Below are 15198 nucleotides of genomic sequence, written 5' to 3'. Positions count from 1 at the left end.
GTAGCTAAAAAGGTGGGTAAAATCGATAACGTTGTTATTGTTATTGTTATTGTTATTGTTATTGTTATTGTCGTCGATGTCGATGTCGCAATCGAAGAGCTGCAACTTTCAGCACAGAGCATCGTGTTGAAAATTGCGGCTCTTCGCTTATGATTCCTGATCTTGACGGCGCTCAATCGCTTCGGACATCGTTCTATCTGTCAAATGAGCGTAAATTTCGGTCGTCTCGGTGGAGGCATGACCGAGTTGTTCTTTCGTCTTATAAATATCGTTCTGTAAATAATAATCGGTAGCAAATGAATGACGCAGCTTATGTACAGATAACGCAGGCTTGCCGAAACGCTTTGCGTATTTTAAGATCATTTGCTGCATGGCGCGTTTCGTCATCCGCTTGCCTTCATGTTCACCGTTCTTAATCGCAAGAAAGAACGCTTTTTCCCGCTTAGGAGCCGCATAGCGTGTACTTCGTAACTGTGCATAGTCCGTTAAAAACGACTTTGCCGTCTCCCGAAAATAGACCGGCGTTTTAAACGTCTCGTCATTGTGACCTTTACGATATACATAAATCAACTTGTTGTTTAAATCAACATCGTCCACATTTAAGTTAACGACTTCACTGACGCGAAGTCCCGAATTTAAAATCAAGCTCGCAATAGCTGCATCGCGAACGGCATTTAGCTCGTGCGAATAGGTGGCTTGCTTGTTCGTAGCTACATCTTGTGCATAGTCCACGCGAATGTATTGGACAAATGCAGGCAACTCGTCTTCTTCAAGCAGCTTGCCCTTTAGCTTAGCAGCCGTATCTTTCGGCTTATGGACACGCTTAATTTCAATCTTGGCCATGACATTGCGCTTGAGCAAAGGGTACAACTGCTCATCCTCCGCAATCTGGCTTAAATAATGAAACAAAGAGCGCAGCGACGACAGCTTGCGCGACACCGTCACACGTGAATTGGTCGTTTCTTTGTACGTCGTTAAATAGATGCGAAAGGAAGTGATTTGCTCCATTCGCAGCGCCTCAAGCTCTGTGAGCGTAATATCCTTCATCATGGATGCAGCAGATAATCCTTCCACAAGAAGCCACCCTAAAAAAATCTCGTAATCCCGTACATATTCCAATAAGGATGAAGGAGATAAATCGGGCAACTTATACTCAATATATTGCTGGACATACCACGGTAGCGTATGTATTTTTTCATTAAGTATAGCGCGGTCTTTCGCTTTTTGTATCGACATGGATGACCCTCCTTCGTATTTGATTGTAATCGAACTTGCGTTCGGTGACTACATTTTTTCATTTTTTCGAATCTAAGGGTAAGATAACGTATACAGATTGACGATACTCGAGTCAGTCATATATAATATATAGGTTTTCATAGAAATAAATATACATATGATACATTCATCATATGACGAGCAGAAGTGAGAGGGAAACAAGATGAAACAGACTTCGACGATGAAGCAAAAGGCTTTTCAATTAATGCATATCTTAATTCCGATTTTAGTTACCCAAGTTGCCATGCAATTGATGACCTTTTTTGATACGGTCATGTCAGGTAACTACAGTAAAGAAGATTTAGCCGGTGTTGCAATTGCCTCAAGTATATGGGTTCCTATCTATACGGGGTTAGCGGGTATTTTCGTGGGCGTAACGCCTATTGTGGCCCAGCATTTAGGGGCAGGGCGTAAGCATGAAATAGCGCCAAGTGTAACGCAAGCGACTTATTTGTCAGTGTTATTTGGTGGAGCAGTTATCGGTATCGGAGCGTTTGCGTTGAATCCGATTCTTGCTGTTATGAATTTAGAACCGACCGTGCACCGTGTCGCGCATGATTATTTGGCTGCACTAGCGATCGGGATTGTGCCGTTGTTTATTTATCAAGTACTGCGTGCCTGTATTGACGGGTTAGGCCAGACGAGAATTACGATGTTCATTACGCTCATCTCATTCCCTGTCAACGTCGCGTTAAATTATTTGTTTATTTTCGGAAAATTAGGCATGCCAGAGTTAGGCGGTGCTGGGGCAGGTCTAGCCACAGCCATTACGTATATCGTCATTACGATCGTAGCTATCGTATTTGTCCGCTCTAACGAGCAAATGCGTCAACTTGGAATGTTGCGCAGTTGGAAGAAGATTTCATTCAAGCGTTGGGGAGAAGTTCTGCGCATCGGTGGCCCGATCGGCTTGTCGATCTTTTTTGAAGTGAGTGTATTTGCAGCGGTTACCCTCTTTATGAGTGATTATGATACCGTAACTATCGCAGCTCACCAAGCCGCGCTGAACTTTGCCTCACTGCTCTACATGCTTCCATTGAGCATTGCGATGTCGCTTACGATTTTGGTCGGATATGAAGTAGGGGCCAAGCGCTTTGAAGATGCTCGCGTCTATGCGCGGTTTGGCGTTATTTCAGCAATCGCGATTTCAGCATTGTGCGCGATCTTCTTGTTTGTTTTCAACACAGAAGTAGCGAGACTGTATACACCTGATCCTACGGTGCGTACGATGACTGAAACATTCCTCGTCTTCGCCATCTTCTTTCAGTTGTCCGATGCGGTTGCAGCGCCTGTACAAGGGGTGTTGCGAGGATATAAGGACGTTAATGCCGTCTTTATTATCGCGTTCGCATCGTACTGGATTATTGGCTTGCCGTTAGGCTATGCATTAGCAAAATGGACAGAATGGGGTGCGTATGGGTACTGGATTGGCCTCATAAGCGGCTTAGCAATCGGTGCAGTAGCCTTATTTATCAGACTTGCCATTATTGAACGAAGAGTGAAGCTAGAAACTGCTGAAGGTTCACCAGCGTAAGGAACAACGAATAACATGTGATCGCACCTTTCTTGTATGGTATTGAGCTCAAGGCTCATGGCCAGCCAAGAAAGGTGTTTTTTCGTTTACGTACTCGCAAGGAGCGATAGTATGATATGATGTGAAAAAGAATTTTTAAAATATAGAGGATGAAACGAATCTCGGAAACTTACGAGTGTACGACTACTGCTGTTGTTTATTTTTATAAACGTGTGGGAGGTAGTTATAACATGAAGCTAGAACGGTCCTTTACGGTCACCAGCGAAGCTGAATTAAGGGAAGTCATTCCTTCTCCTCATCCTGATCTACAGAACAAAAATTTGCACTGTCTAGAGTCCGCCAGTCAAACGTTTATGGCATACGCACCGCTGTTAAGTGTCTCTACCCAGAACGAACACGGATACATTGACGTTTTTGTAATCGGGGATACGCCTGGATTTGTCCATATTGTAGATGCGAATACGCTGCTCATTCCTGTGTACGCGGACGAGCAGTCTCAGCGCTGCATCGACAATATTCGCAACAATCCGTTTATTGGCACCTTTTTTATCGTGCCCGGTATAGAAGAGATTTATAGATTGAATGGATCGGCGCAGATTATAGATGATAGGCAACAAATAGAGTCTTTCTTTCCGCAAGCGCCACGTTTACATGCCGTTATTCAGGTTGGGGTGCAAGAGTCCTTTTTTCATTGTGCAAAGGCGCTCGTTCGCTCTCACTTTTGGGAGGCGGAACGGTATGTTTCGACCAACGAGACCTTTTTACCCTTAGCGCGCAACTATGTACATGTCCATACCGAACTGAACGAGCATTCACGCTCTTTTTTAGCTTCCGCGCCCGTTCTTTTTATAGGAACAGCACATCATCAACGTGGAGATGCGTCTCCGCGCGGCGATCATACCGGATTTGTTCATATCATCGATAACAAGACGCTGCTTATTCCCGATCGGCCGGGAAATCGGCTGTTGTACAATTTTATTAATATTGTGAATAGCGAAGTAGCGGGAATTGTATTTTTAGTACCAGGTACAAATTGGGTAATGCATGTAAATGGTAAAGTAACGATCGTGAAAGAGCATACCTTACTTGAACCTTTATCTGTAAAAGGTAAGCGGCCAGCACTCGGCATCTGGCTTGAACTAGAGCAAGTCACGATGTACTACAGTTCAGCACTGGAAACAGCTCGGCTATGGGACCCTGCGTGTCACGTAGACAGGGCTTCATTTCCATCACTGGGGAAATTGTTTATGCAGCAAATGCAGCCATTCGGCCGTGCGGACAATCTAGACGCTGATACGATCGATTACAATCTGAAGATAGACAAAGAAACGAATTTATATTAACTCGTCACATTTTACAACACGATTCAAGGAGAACGACGATGACTATACACCCAATCATGGATGCTTTTGGACGTCCGCTGCGTGATTTGCGAATATCGGTAACGGATCGCTGTAATTTCCGCTGTACATACTGTATGCCGGAAGAAATTTTCGGTGAGCATTATTCCTTTTTACCTCGGGAACAGCTGCTACGCGATGATGAGATCGTGCGTCTAGTAAGTGTTTTTACTTCTTTGGGTGTAAATAAAGTGCGGATTACCGGTGGAGAACCGCTGTTAAGAAAAGATTTGCCGCATTTGCTGCACCTGATTAAATCCGCTCATCCTAAGTTGGATTTGGCGCTTACATCAAATGGTGTGCTGTTAAGCAAACAAGCCGTGCAGTTGAAAGCAGCAGGGTTGGAGCGGGTCAATGTAAGCTTGGACACGTTAAAGGATGACGTGTTCCAGCGCTTTAATTCACGTAAGCATGAAGTTGCTCAAGTGCTGGCAGGCATACAAGCAGCGGCAGCGGCAGGGCTGCAAGTAAAAGTGAATATGGTCGTCATCAAAGGGGTAAATGATGACGAAGTGGTTTCAGTGGCTCGTTATTTTCGCGGAACCGGCTGTATTGTGCGCTTTATCGAATACATGGATGTCGGCAATCGCAACGGCTGGCAGCCTAATCAAGTCATGACGCAGCATGAAATCGTGGAACAAATTAACGCGGTTATGCCCGTGGAAGCGATTGACGCGAATTATGAAGGCGAAGTCGCCACGCGATTTCGTTATAAAGACACCAACGAAGAGTTTGGTGTCATATCTTCGATTGCGAATCCATTTTGCGGATCGTGCTCGCGTGCCCGCTTATCGTCAGATGGCAAGCTGTACACGTGCTTATTCGCGACCAAAGGTTACGAGTTGCGCGATGTTATTCGGTCAGGGGTTCACGACGCAGAGCTCATTTCATATGTCACCGCCATTTGGAACAATCGAGCGGATCGCTATTCGGAAGAGCGATTTGAACAGAAACGAGCATCCTCCAGTGATCCTAACGCTGACCGAAAAATTGAAATGTCCTATATCGGGGGATAAAGAACGGCTGTAAATCGTATGCAACACGTATGCGTACACCTTTAATTGAAACAAGAACGACGCCATTAACGGCCGTTTTTGCTTCTTTTAGGGGTGTTTTTTTGTATTCAGTCCCGAATTTCAACATTGTATGGTTACCACCCTCTATTAGCCGCGGCAACTCTACCTCAAACGACATATTCTATTAACATATCTAGCAGCTCAACAAAGTAATGAACGCACTTCATTCGCAGCAAACAGGTTGGCTTTTACCTCTTTTTGAAAGGAGGTGAATTCAAATGGGATTCAAAAAAGACTGGCATGATGATTGGCACAAAGAAGATAAGCACAAAGACAAACACAAGAAAAGACGCAGAGAGCATGATGGCGAACGCGAACGTGAACAGAAAAAAGTAGTACACAACAAGATCGTCAAAAAGAGCAAAAATGTTGCAGTTGCTGTTAAACAATCCGCGAGTGCTTGGGTGAAAAAAGGGAATGCAGCTGCATTTAACCAATCTAACATCAGCTTTGGTGGCAAGAAAGACGGGCATGGTGGAAAGAGTGGTAGCAAGCATGGTGGTAAGAAAAAGCATTACTAATCATCTGTTTGGTTTCAGAATGTTGAGTAATCGAAAGGTTACTTGATGTATAAATGAATAGCCATTCTCTGTTAGCTATTACAGTGGCGGAGAATGGTTTTTCATTTTTTATAGATTAGGCACACACAATTAGGCATATAACCGCATCCAACACTTATGGATTTACATACAGTAAATTAATTCTCATTCAGGGAGGCCAAATGTATGACTCGTACAAAAGTTCAAACTTTTAAACACAAGATTGGTAAAAACCACTTCTTTGTACTGAAAATAATTCAACACGCAACTGCAAAAGCAAAGCAGGGTAACGTTTTAGCGAGCAATGCCGTGAATGTTAAAGTATTTAAACATAAGAAGCACGAAGATCATTCGAAACGTCGACACCATGAGCGTCCATCGAAACGCAGAAAGCATAGCCGTCATTATTAATCGTTGACATACAAAAAAATCCTGGCTGATAACCAGGTTTTTTTGTGTTTATGGAGGAGTTGTTTATAGATGGAAATCCATGCACAGCATAAGTTTACGCAAATGAATTAAAATAGGTGAAAAGGAGAAATTATGATTCAGAAACGACTTATGATGTTGTTGGTAATCATGTTGCTTGTCGGATCAAGCGTGATATTGTCGCCCTATTGGGGCGATGGTGAGCGCAATAGTAAGCAAACAGGGGATGGACGTTATCACGATAACAGGGATACAAGGGATTCCAGGGATTTCAGCAATGAACCGCCACTTTCCGCAATGAATATAAAAAAGTATAAAATTGTCATTGATGCGGGCCATGGTGCTATGGATTCAGGTGCTCCGGGGAACAGTGGATCTTATGAAAAATGGTTCACGCTGTCCGTTGCTCAAAAAACGTATGATTTACTACGTCATGAAGCGATGTTTGAACCATTTATGACACGAAGTGAAGATACGTTTATCCCCCTGCACGAGCGGGCGGTATGTGCAAATCGATTAACTGCGGATAGTTTCATTTCCATTCATGGAAACACGTTTACAGATGCACGTGTTAGCGGTACAGAAACGTATTTTCACTCCATTGGAAGTGAAGGACTAGCCCAAAAGATCCAAATGCAGTTAGTTCAAGCGCTAGGCTTTCGCGACCGCGGCGTTAAACAGTACAGTTGGAAAGTACTCCAAGATTGCAAAGGGCCTGCCGTGTTGACTGAAGTTGGTTATTTAACAAATAAAAACAATGAAAAAATGATGCTAAGCGCAGAAGGACAAGCTCGCGCGGCGCACGCCATTGTAGAAGGGCTGAAGCAGTATTTTTCGGCAAAACATGCGCAAGTAAATCAGCAAACAGAAATGCTGCCTTAACTACCAGCTATCGTATGCGTTTGACGGCCGATAGTTGAGGCAGTGTTCACTACTTTAGTGCTAGCGCTTAATGGAGCGATAATTGCCACGTAACACCATATTTATCGCCTACCCAGCCAAATTTCTTGCTAAACGGATAAGCGCCGAGCGGCATATAAACTTTTCCACCTTGTGCCAATTTCTCATACACACGATCAATTTCTTCCTCCGTATTACAGTTCACATACAAGGAGATGGCAGGCGTAAACGAAAAATCATGTTGTACATAGCTGTCTATGCACATAAACGATTGACCATGTAGTGTAAATGTCGCATGCTGTACAGTCCCTTCAGCACCCGCTTCGTTCGCTCCGTATCGTGTAATGTTAACGACTTCGGACTGTTCAAATAAAGAAATGTACATATTCATGGCCTCTTCAGCTTGCCCCTCAAACATCAAAAAAGTCGTAATTTTTTGCGTAGGTTCATTCATCGCCCAATCCTCCTTTTTCAACAATATTCCATAAAATAGTCATTCCCACATCGGTTATTTTCATTCTGCGCGGATTACTGTTTTTACAACGTAACAAGTAATAAACATGCATTGCTAACGTTTAATAATGTGAAGTAGCCTCGACAGAAAGGTGGCATGTCTACATCCATCAGGAACGAATAACAACAGTGCCTATCCATAGTTCAACACTTAACAAGTCTAATTCATTTCTAAAGGGAGAGGGAGATTAAAATAGAACATGATAAACATCCTAAACAAATAAATGTACGTTTGACAGGAGAGTTAGTATCGCGCAGCAATTGGTCGCAGCCGCTTCGCCATATGGCAATGCTCACTCTAGTTGCAGTTACAACTAGCTTTGCTTCTCCGGTAACGGTTCTTGCGCAAGGCCAAGCTGTAGCAGAGACGCCTGTGCATGTTGCCAATCCAAATAACCCGATGAGCGTGACACAGAACGGAGTCACTCTGACGATATCGAAACTATCGTATGACGGCGAAACCGTCACCCTTATTTTTAGCCAGCAGGGAGAGGTCAAAAAGATACGAGATGTGTCCATGCGAGTTAACGGTGAGGATGGACCTTTCAGTTCTGCAATGGGAATGGTCCGACAAAATGGTGTAGCATCAAAGACGGATACGTTCGTCGAATTCAGTGTTGGGGATTACGATCATCGTACGAAGCAGGCGTACAAACTGCCTGAATCGTTTGAGCTGTCATGCCTCGTGATGCTCGACGGTATGGAGAAGGAACGATTCGAATTCAAACTTCCCGTTACGAAAAATGTTACAGGCCCTCGTACCATAACGCCAAATGTAACCCAGACACATGCAGGGGTTAAAGTGTCTCCCAAACGAGTCGTCATTTCAGCGGATAAGGTTGAGATGATTATACACGAGCAGCGAGAGAAAGAACGGGGAAGAAAAATAAGGTATGAATTCACTGTCGTCGATGATCGGGGCGTGGTATTGAAACCGGCTTCAAATGGCGGAGCTTTAAACGGGAAGATATGGTCGCACAAAGTCGGGTTTGTATTGCCTAAGTCCCCTCCTAAATCGTTAACGATTAAAACATATCGATCCATTGTGGGTTTGGACTCTAGGGTTATCACAAAAAGAAAAGTTGAAACAGCCGTAAAACATACGCCAACTGCTGAGAAGCCGCTCGTGCTAGATGTGAAAGAGGATGGCCGTTTGACGATTACACGCATTGATCATCAACAGGAGGCTACCTTCGTATATGTTCAAGTGAAGGCGGATGATCCGTATCGTTTGTTGTACAATCTCGTCATGAAGAGTGGCCATACTAATAGGTGGCCGATCGATGCAGTGAAGTCAGTAGATGAGTCGACGAACAGCTTTGTGCTTAAGTTTGAGCCGATCAAACCGGACCAAAAGTTTTCCTTTTATTTGGAAAGTAAAGACTTTACACCTATCAAGGAATTGGATATGACGATTCCGCTTAAATAAGAAATAGGACCGAACAACGCATGCGATCGTCTTTGTAGCGAGCGCATGCGTTGTTCGGTTGTGCGGTTTGTGCAAGGTAATCCTTATGTTTGTATTTGCTTTATTCGAAATTTTGCATTTTAATAGGGATGTAAACATGGTATCCTATAAGGATTGTGTAATGAAATCAGCAAGAGTCCATAGTACTCTCTATTATTTAGCAAAGACAGAGGTAATGAAGATGAATACAAATGAAATCTATCAATATTTACTTACCATACTTCCACAAGATGACCTGAAACAGGATGAACCTTTAAAAAACTATACGTATATAAAAGTAGGCGGGAAAGCCGATATTTTTGTCACTCCGTCTACCTATGAGGACGTTCAGCGCGTTGTTCGCTACGCCCATGAACATCAAGTCCCACTTACGTGTGTAGGATACGGCTCCAACGTCATTATAAGAGATGGCGGCATCCGTGGTATTACGATGAGCTTGGTCAAGTTGAACAGCATTCATGTTAGTGAACATGAACGTACGATTACCGCGCAAAGCGGGGCTGCGATTATCGACGCATCAAGAACGGCGCTGGCACATAGCTTGACGGGGCTTGAATTTGCCTGTGGCATACCAGGCACGGTTGGTGGTGCGCTGTATATGAATGCGGGCGCGTACGGCGGAGAAATCTCCTTCGTTCTTGCCAAAGCTATCGCGGTGACATTACAAGGGGAGATGTATCATCTGTCCCGAGAAGACTTTGCTTTTGGCTATCGCCAAAGCTCATTTGCTAGCAACCATGCGATCATCCTCGAAGCTACCTTTGAACTTGAGGAAGGCGTATATGCGGCGATCAAAGAAAAGATGGACGAACTGACTTACCTGCGAGAATCCAAGCAGCCATTGGAGTACCCGTCGTGTGGTAGCGTGTTTAAACGTCCACCGCAACATTTCGCAGGCAAACTTATTCAAGACAGTGGTTTGCAAGGCACAAAAATTGGTGGCGTTGAAGTATCAACGAAGCATGCTGGGTTTATGGTCAATGTGAGCAATGGTACGGCACAAGACTATATCGAATTAATTACTTTCGTGCAAACGACGGTGCAGCAAAAATTCGGTGTGATGCTAGAGACCGAAGTTAAAATTATTGGGGAAGACAACGTGGCGGAATAAAAAGTTTTAAATGGAATAAATAGAGGTATATAGAGTTAATATATTTAAATGGAATTAATAGAGTGAAGTGGAAGCTAAAAAGCTCAGCACCAAGTGTGCTGAGCTTTTTAGCTTGTCGAGAAACCTCTGTTTGTTAATCCGAGGGCTTCTCTTCATTGAGATAACGGCAAGTAGCTTCGCATTTATCGGCTTGTAGTCAGTTGATCCCTTATGCCCTAGCCGTTGATAGTTTGCTGAAATAACAACTGTGCCTTCTCTCCTAACGGTCGCCATAGTTGTTATTTCAGCGAATATGAACCCATTCAACATGTAACGGTTATGATGGTGCTTATTACGATGAAGACAGCTGGATTTGGAATGAAATTGGAGAAATAAGCTTACCTATAACCGTTAGAATTCAAAACGAGGTAAATCTGGCAATATAGCCACTGTGGCGACCGTTAAGAACTAACTTTGCTATTTAAGTTGTGTGTGTTATCCATGCAGCACCTTGAACCTGTATGTGCGTCCTACCCAACCAAGTGTGATAAGCGCGGCCGCAAATGCTGCGTACAACAGGTTTACGCTGGTGTGATGCATACCTGTGAAATCGAACGACAGCATTTTATTGATTGGTCCTTTATACCACCACAGCACATAGATCACTTCAAACGTTTTGCGTGTTCCTGACCAAGCTACTAAAGTCATTGCGAGGCCGGATGCAAATAAAATGCCGATTAGCGTATTCAACAGTGCGAAACCATCTCCGCTTATCGCGTACTGCAAGGCAACTCCGCTCAATTGCAGCGCCATTATTCCGACCCCTGCCAACCACACGGCGGCAAGCTGCTTGAAGGGAACACAGCTTGAGAATAAGATCAATTCCGTGCGATGCATCCGCTCACGTGAGGCCATCTGTGACAATATCGCCACCGGCCATATCCAGACGAGCATTAGCCACTGCTGTAAATCAGCAAGCGGGACCACGAAACTACAGGCGAGTAGACCTAAGCTAACCGCTGTCCACCACCAAGGTACACGGATAAGAATGCGCCATATATGAGTACCATATCATATATTCATAGAACCTATTATAAAGACGTTTTAAGGGGGCGAATATAGAAGGTTTCCAAATTACGGATTGACAACTCCACTTTTAATATAGATAATGATAATCATTATCACGAAATACTATATTACTTTTTTCACAAGGGGGAAGACATCTCGTGCTTTAACTCACAACAAACCCATATTCATACATGATTTCTGTTGCCGTTGGGAAAATGAGTCCATACCATACATCACTTATCGATTAAGCGGAGGTTATTCCATGTTAAAAATGTCTCGATTACTTATACTTATTTTCTGTTTCTCGCTAGCACTTGTTGGTTGCTCATCAGGCGGAGCGAAGCAAGGTACAACGGAAGGGCAAGCGAAACCGCAGGAGGCGCAAGGCGATGTGCGCAAATTGAATCACCTCAAAGGAGAAATTGAAATTAAAGGCACACCACAGCGAGTGGTCGTCCTAGAATGGTCTTCCTTAGAAGATGTGCTTGCTCTAGGCGTGAAGCCTGTTGGGGCTGCTGATATAGACGGTTACAAGAAATGGGTGAACATTAAGCCGGATATGCTAGAGGGCGTTACGGATGTAGGTAGCCGTGTGGAGCCGAACCTTGAGATTATTCAAAGCTTAAAGCCGGACTTAATTATCGGTGTCGATCGTATCGAACCTTTTTATGACAAATTAAGCGATATCGCGCCAACGATTTTGTTTAACAAAACGACGGAACAAGACCCGGATGCCTATGCCATGATGGAACGCAATCTCAAACTTGCAGCAGATGCATTGAACAAGCAAGTGGAAGGGGAAAAAGTACTTAAAGAAGTTAACGATGCGATTGCAGCCTTGGCTGGAAAAGTAAAAGAAGCAGGCAAAGCAGATACTGAATTCGTGCTTGTACAAGCTTTCACGATGAAAAATGTACCTACAATGCGGTATTTGTCGGACAACTCCATGTCTGCCAAAGTGTTTAATAAACTTGGATTGAAAAATGCATTCCAGCCTACCAAGTATGTGCAAACAATGGAAGAAGGCGGCGTTGAGGCGTTGCTGCCACTGAAGAAAGCGAATTTCTTCTATATCGTACAGGATGACGACCACATTTTTAAAAATCAATTAAAAGAAAATCCGGTCTGGAAAAATCTTGACTTCGTCAAAGAGAACAGAACGTATGCAATGGGTGGCGACACTTGGTTGTTCGGTGGACCGTTATCAGCGCAATTAATTGCTGAGCGCGCGGTTGGGGCGTTTGTGAAATGAAGATGAAGTTGAACGAAAGCGGTGCAAATACCGCTTTCTTCCTGTATAAAGGGGTCATTCCGCTGGCCATGTTTGTGGGCGGCGGTTTACTGCTCGGTGTGCTCACGATTATGCATATCATGCAAGGTGCGGCGGATTTGACACCGCGCTTAGTTATCGAAGCGCTATTGTCGCCACAGGATACGGCGGAGCATCATGTGGTGCGAACGGTGCGCCTACCACGGGTCGTAGCCGGAATATTGGCGGGTGGCGCATTAGCAGTTGCTGGTGTATTGCTGCAAACGATTACACGCAATCCGCTTGCCTCAGCGGGTACGCTCGGTATTAATGCGGGCGCTCAGTTAGCTGTCGTTATGGCAGGGGTATTCGTGCCATCGTTGCTTGCTGTGTCGCCTATGCTGGTCGCGTTTGTAGGTGGAACTGTCGCCGCGCTGCTTGCTTATGCACTCGCGGGTGGAATTCAAGCTTCACCGCTGCGCATGGCGCTCGCTGGTATGATCGTGTCGATGGCGGTCGCAGCATTTACCGCAGGCTTGCAACTGTTTTTTGAAGAAGAAACAACGGGGCTGTTCTTATGGGGAAGCGGATCGCTCATCCAAAACGATTGGAGCGGCATTAGCTATGCTTGGCCTTGGGTCGTCATATGTGCCGTTGCAGCGATAGCGCTCTCGCGTTCGCTTGACGTGCTGCTGCTTAACGAAGAGACCGCACAGTCGCTCGGTCAAAACGTATCGAAAGTTCGCTTCGTTAGCCTAGTCATCGCATTAGTGCTTGCGGCTGTTATTGTTAGCCTCGTGGGGCCAATCGGCTTTGTTGGCCTTGTGGCGCCGCACCTTGTGCGCTTGGTCGGTATTCGCAGTCATAAGCTGCTCATTCCCGCAGCATTTTTGTGGGGGTCTGTGCTGCTCGTTGGCGCCGATGTTGTCGGACGCTTAGCGAACAATAGCTCTTACAGTGAGCTGCCTGTCGGCGCTGTCACCGCTTTAATTGGAGGCCCGTGCCTCGCTTGGCTCGCTTATCGAGCAGCGAGGAAGCATCGAGCGGTTCCAGAGCCGTTTCAGTCGTCGTCACATAAGAAGGCGCGCCGATTGTCGTATGGTGGCTTGCTCATCATGGCGACTATCGGGTTATTGGCAAGTACGATCGTCGGGATGATGTTTGGTGGACTAAAAATTCCCTTGCATGAAGTGCTAGCGGTGTTCATTGGGCAGGGGCCTGAGCAAGCGAGCAGCATTATTTTAAATAGCAGGCTACCTCGGATGTTGGTTGCCGCATGTGCAGGTGCAGCCCTTGCTGTCAGTGGCTTGCTCATGCAAGGCGTCGTGCGCAATCCGTTAGCAGACCCGTCCATTATCGGCGTAACTTCCGGAGCGGGCGTAGGAGCTTTGGCGCTGCTGCTCGTGTGGCCGGATCTGCCGATAGCGTTACTGCCTGTTGCTGCGTTTGCTGGTGCGATTGTAGCAGCGCTTATTGTGTACGTGATTGCACGCCGCACAGGCTTTCAGCCTGCTGTAATCGTATTAGTCGGCATCGCCGTATCCGCCTGCGGCTCGGCTCTCATTCAAATTATGGTCGTTGAAGCGAAAATGAACGTTGGGGCTGCATTGGCTTGGTTGTCCGGCAGCACGTACGCCCGTGGCTGGGACGACCTTGTACAGCTGCTATTCTGGCCAGCCGTGCTGCTGCCTGCGGCTTGGATCGTCGGACGAAAGCTGGACATTTTGGCAGTTGGCAATGAGTGCGCGACGGGACTGGGTGTCCACGTCGTCAATACGCGGCTTAGAGGTGCCGCGATTGGTGTCGCTTTAGCTGCCGCAGCTGTCGCTACAGTGGGTACGATTGGCTTTGTCGGGCTTATTGCTCCACATGCTGCACGGATGCTTATTGGGCATCATCATCGCAAGTTAATTCCGTTAAGCGCCTTAATTGGGGCGCTGCTGCTTGTGCTGGCAGACGCAATCGGACGTACGTTGATGCCGCCAAGTGAAATCCCATCTGGCTTAGTTGTGGCGATTATCGGCGCACCGTACTTTTTGTGGCTAATGCGTTCTACGCAAAAATAAACATGCCGAATGCGTCAGCTTATTGCGAGCAGATTACAGAATGGACTACGGGACGGACTACGGATTGGAACGTCCATCCGACATTTTACAACATGTGCAAGTTTGTCCCTAATCTTGCTCGAAACGTTCACAAAATCGCAATGGATTACGCGCAAGCACGTCCTTAACTTATGGTACATTTTAATGGAGACATTGGTCGAAATCCCATAAGGAGCGTGCGTAAACGGATGATTCAGCATAACGATTGGATGAGCGATGCTTTTGCCGAGTTTGGGCGAAATGGCGGTCTCTATCAGTTACATGGAAAAGGTAAACCGTTAGACGTACAAAGCGGAAGCGTCTTGGACTCGACACGTAAGGAAGCAAATGTGCGGCCTCCATGGTTGGAGCTGCAGCACGAAATTCGACATTCCATTGAGTCAACGCTAGCAATGTTGAATAGAGATCCTGCCACGGTAACGGACACGGATATCTGCAACATTAACGAAAAAATCCGTCGCTACAACAAACAAGTGCCTAGCACTTGGCTGCAAAAGGGGTTTGTCTCGAAGCAGCATTTACGGATTCAATCCGAGAAATGGGCATAACATA

Annotated in this window: 15 protein-coding genes; 12 read left to right on the top strand and 3 right to left on the bottom strand. The window is 45.5% G+C overall.

The window, feature by feature from the left end; genetic code table 11:
- Window positions 1-12 precede the first annotated feature (12 nt).
- Window positions 13-153 carry a hypothetical protein gene (locus tag KIK04_RS24055; RefSeq protein ID WP_232276303.1) on the top strand — a complete coding sequence of 47 codons (141 nt, stop codon included), beginning with the start codon at window positions 13-15 and terminating at the stop codon, window positions 151-153.
- Here the strand turns inward: KIK04_RS24055 and xerS are convergent.
- Complete coding sequence (gene xerS / locus KIK04_RS24050; protein ID WP_232276302.1) at window positions 148-1236, bottom strand: tyrosine recombinase XerS; 1089 nt, start codon at window positions 1234-1236, stop codon at window positions 148-150. The genes KIK04_RS24055 and xerS overlap by 6 nt on opposite strands.
- A gap of 202 nt (window positions 1237-1438) precedes the next feature.
- Here xerS and KIK04_RS24045 point away from each other — a divergent pair, with 202 nt between their 5' ends.
- From KIK04_RS24045 to KIK04_RS24020, 6 genes are all read left to right on the top strand, one after another.
- On the top strand, window positions 1439-2809 hold the full coding sequence (locus tag KIK04_RS24045) for an MATE family efflux transporter (RefSeq protein WP_232276301.1): 1371 nt from the start codon (window positions 1439-1441) through the stop codon (window positions 2807-2809).
- 230 nt (window positions 2810-3039) lie between these two features.
- Entirely contained in the window at window positions 3040-4152 is a 1113-nt protein-coding gene (locus tag KIK04_RS24040) for a pyridoxamine 5'-phosphate oxidase family protein (protein WP_232276300.1), read from the top strand.
- A 38-nt stretch (window positions 4153-4190) separates the two neighbouring features.
- Window positions 4191-5225 (top strand): GTP 3',8-cyclase MoaA, encoded by a 1035-nt coding sequence (gene moaA, locus KIK04_RS24035; protein ID WP_232276299.1) that lies wholly within the window; start codon window positions 4191-4193, stop codon window positions 5223-5225.
- Between the two features lie 278 nt (window positions 5226-5503).
- Complete coding sequence (locus KIK04_RS24030) at window positions 5504-5806, top strand: hypothetical protein (RefSeq protein ID WP_232276298.1); 303 nt, start codon at window positions 5504-5506, stop codon at window positions 5804-5806.
- A gap of 204 nt (window positions 5807-6010) precedes the next feature.
- Window positions 6011-6235 carry a hypothetical protein gene (locus KIK04_RS24025; protein WP_232278896.1) on the top strand — a complete coding sequence of 75 codons (225 nt, stop codon included), beginning with the start codon at window positions 6011-6013 and terminating at the stop codon, window positions 6233-6235.
- Between the two features lie 132 nt (window positions 6236-6367).
- Window positions 6368-7135: an N-acetylmuramoyl-L-alanine amidase family protein gene (locus KIK04_RS24020; RefSeq protein ID WP_232276297.1), complete on the top strand. Its 768-nt coding sequence runs from the start codon at window positions 6368-6370 to the stop codon at window positions 7133-7135.
- 67 nt (window positions 7136-7202) lie between these two features.
- On the opposite strand, the gene KIK04_RS24015 is transcribed toward KIK04_RS24020, so the two are convergent.
- On the bottom strand, window positions 7203-7607 hold the full coding sequence (locus KIK04_RS24015) for a VOC family protein (RefSeq protein WP_232276296.1): 405 nt from the start codon (window positions 7605-7607) through the stop codon (window positions 7203-7205).
- Window positions 7608-7898: 291 nt separating this feature from the next.
- On the opposite strand from KIK04_RS24015, the gene KIK04_RS24010 reads away from it, so the two are divergent.
- Both KIK04_RS24010 and murB read left to right on the top strand, forming a co-directional pair.
- Window positions 7899-9095, top strand: coding sequence for a DUF5643 domain-containing protein (locus KIK04_RS24010; RefSeq protein WP_232276295.1), 1197 nt, complete (start codon window positions 7899-7901; stop codon window positions 9093-9095).
- A gap of 220 nt (window positions 9096-9315) precedes the next feature.
- Window positions 9316-10245, top strand: a complete 930-nt coding sequence (gene murB / locus KIK04_RS24005; protein ID WP_232276294.1) for a UDP-N-acetylmuramate dehydrogenase — start codon at window positions 9316-9318, stop codon at window positions 10243-10245.
- Window positions 10246-10719: 474 nt separating this feature from the next.
- Here murB and KIK04_RS24000 read toward each other — a convergent pair whose 3' ends face one another.
- Window positions 10720-11211: a hypothetical protein gene (locus KIK04_RS24000; RefSeq protein ID WP_232276293.1), complete on the bottom strand. Its 492-nt coding sequence runs from the start codon at window positions 11209-11211 to the stop codon at window positions 10720-10722.
- A gap of 343 nt (window positions 11212-11554) precedes the next feature.
- Between KIK04_RS24000 and KIK04_RS23995 the strand changes: the two genes are divergently transcribed.
- The 3 genes from KIK04_RS23995 to KIK04_RS23985 all read left to right on the top strand — a co-directional run bounded on the left by KIK04_RS23995 (window position 11555) and on the right by KIK04_RS23985 (window position 15194).
- Window positions 11555-12544, top strand: a complete 990-nt coding sequence (locus KIK04_RS23995) for an ABC transporter substrate-binding protein (protein ID WP_232276292.1) — start codon at window positions 11555-11557, stop codon at window positions 12542-12544.
- Window positions 12541-14607 carry an iron ABC transporter permease gene (locus tag KIK04_RS23990; protein WP_332329988.1) on the top strand — a complete coding sequence of 689 codons (2067 nt, stop codon included), beginning with the start codon at window positions 12541-12543 and terminating at the stop codon, window positions 14605-14607. Before KIK04_RS23995 ends, KIK04_RS23990 begins: the two co-directional genes overlap by 4 nt.
- 227 nt (window positions 14608-14834) lie before the next feature.
- Complete coding sequence (locus KIK04_RS23985; RefSeq protein ID WP_232276291.1) at window positions 14835-15194, top strand: DUF1992 domain-containing protein; 360 nt, start codon at window positions 14835-14837, stop codon at window positions 15192-15194.
- Window positions 15195-15198: the final 4 nt, after the last annotated feature.

Source organism: Paenibacillus sp. 481, assembly GCF_021223605.1.
GTDB lineage: Bacteria > Bacillota > Bacilli > Paenibacillales > Paenibacillaceae > Paenibacillus_B.
This window is presented reverse-complemented; position numbering and strand designations above follow the sequence as displayed.

What these genes read in the sequence shown, in the direction of transcription:
- xerS (WP_232276302.1), bottom strand. Translation starts at nt 1,236, where the DNA reads ATGTCGATACAAAAAGCGAAAGACCGCGCTATACTTAATGAAAAAATA.
- KIK04_RS24045 (WP_232276301.1), top strand. Translation starts at nt 1,439, where the DNA reads ATGAAACAGACTTCGACGATGAAGCAAAAGGCTTTTCAATTAATGCAT.
- KIK04_RS24040 (WP_232276300.1), top strand. Translation starts at nt 3,040, where the DNA reads ATGAAGCTAGAACGGTCCTTTACGGTCACCAGCGAAGCTGAATTAAGG.
- moaA (WP_232276299.1), top strand. Translation starts at nt 4,191, where the DNA reads ATGACTATACACCCAATCATGGATGCTTTTGGACGTCCGCTGCGTGAT.
- KIK04_RS24030 (WP_232276298.1), top strand. Translation starts at nt 5,504, where the DNA reads ATGGGATTCAAAAAAGACTGGCATGATGATTGGCACAAAGAAGATAAG.
- KIK04_RS24025 (WP_232278896.1), top strand. Translation starts at nt 6,011, where the DNA reads ATGACTCGTACAAAAGTTCAAACTTTTAAACACAAGATTGGTAAAAAC.
- KIK04_RS24020 (WP_232276297.1), top strand. Translation starts at nt 6,368, where the DNA reads ATGATTCAGAAACGACTTATGATGTTGTTGGTAATCATGTTGCTTGTC.
- KIK04_RS24015 (WP_232276296.1), bottom strand. Translation starts at nt 7,607, where the DNA reads ATGAATGAACCTACGCAAAAAATTACGACTTTTTTGATGTTTGAGGGG.
- murB (WP_232276294.1), top strand. Translation starts at nt 9,316, where the DNA reads ATGAATACAAATGAAATCTATCAATATTTACTTACCATACTTCCACAA.
- KIK04_RS23995 (WP_232276292.1), top strand. Translation starts at nt 11,555, where the DNA reads ATGTTAAAAATGTCTCGATTACTTATACTTATTTTCTGTTTCTCGCTA.
- KIK04_RS23990 (WP_332329988.1), top strand. Translation starts at nt 12,541, where the DNA reads ATGAAGATGAAGTTGAACGAAAGCGGTGCAAATACCGCTTTCTTCCTG.
- KIK04_RS23985 (WP_232276291.1), top strand. Translation starts at nt 14,835, where the DNA reads ATGATTCAGCATAACGATTGGATGAGCGATGCTTTTGCCGAGTTTGGG.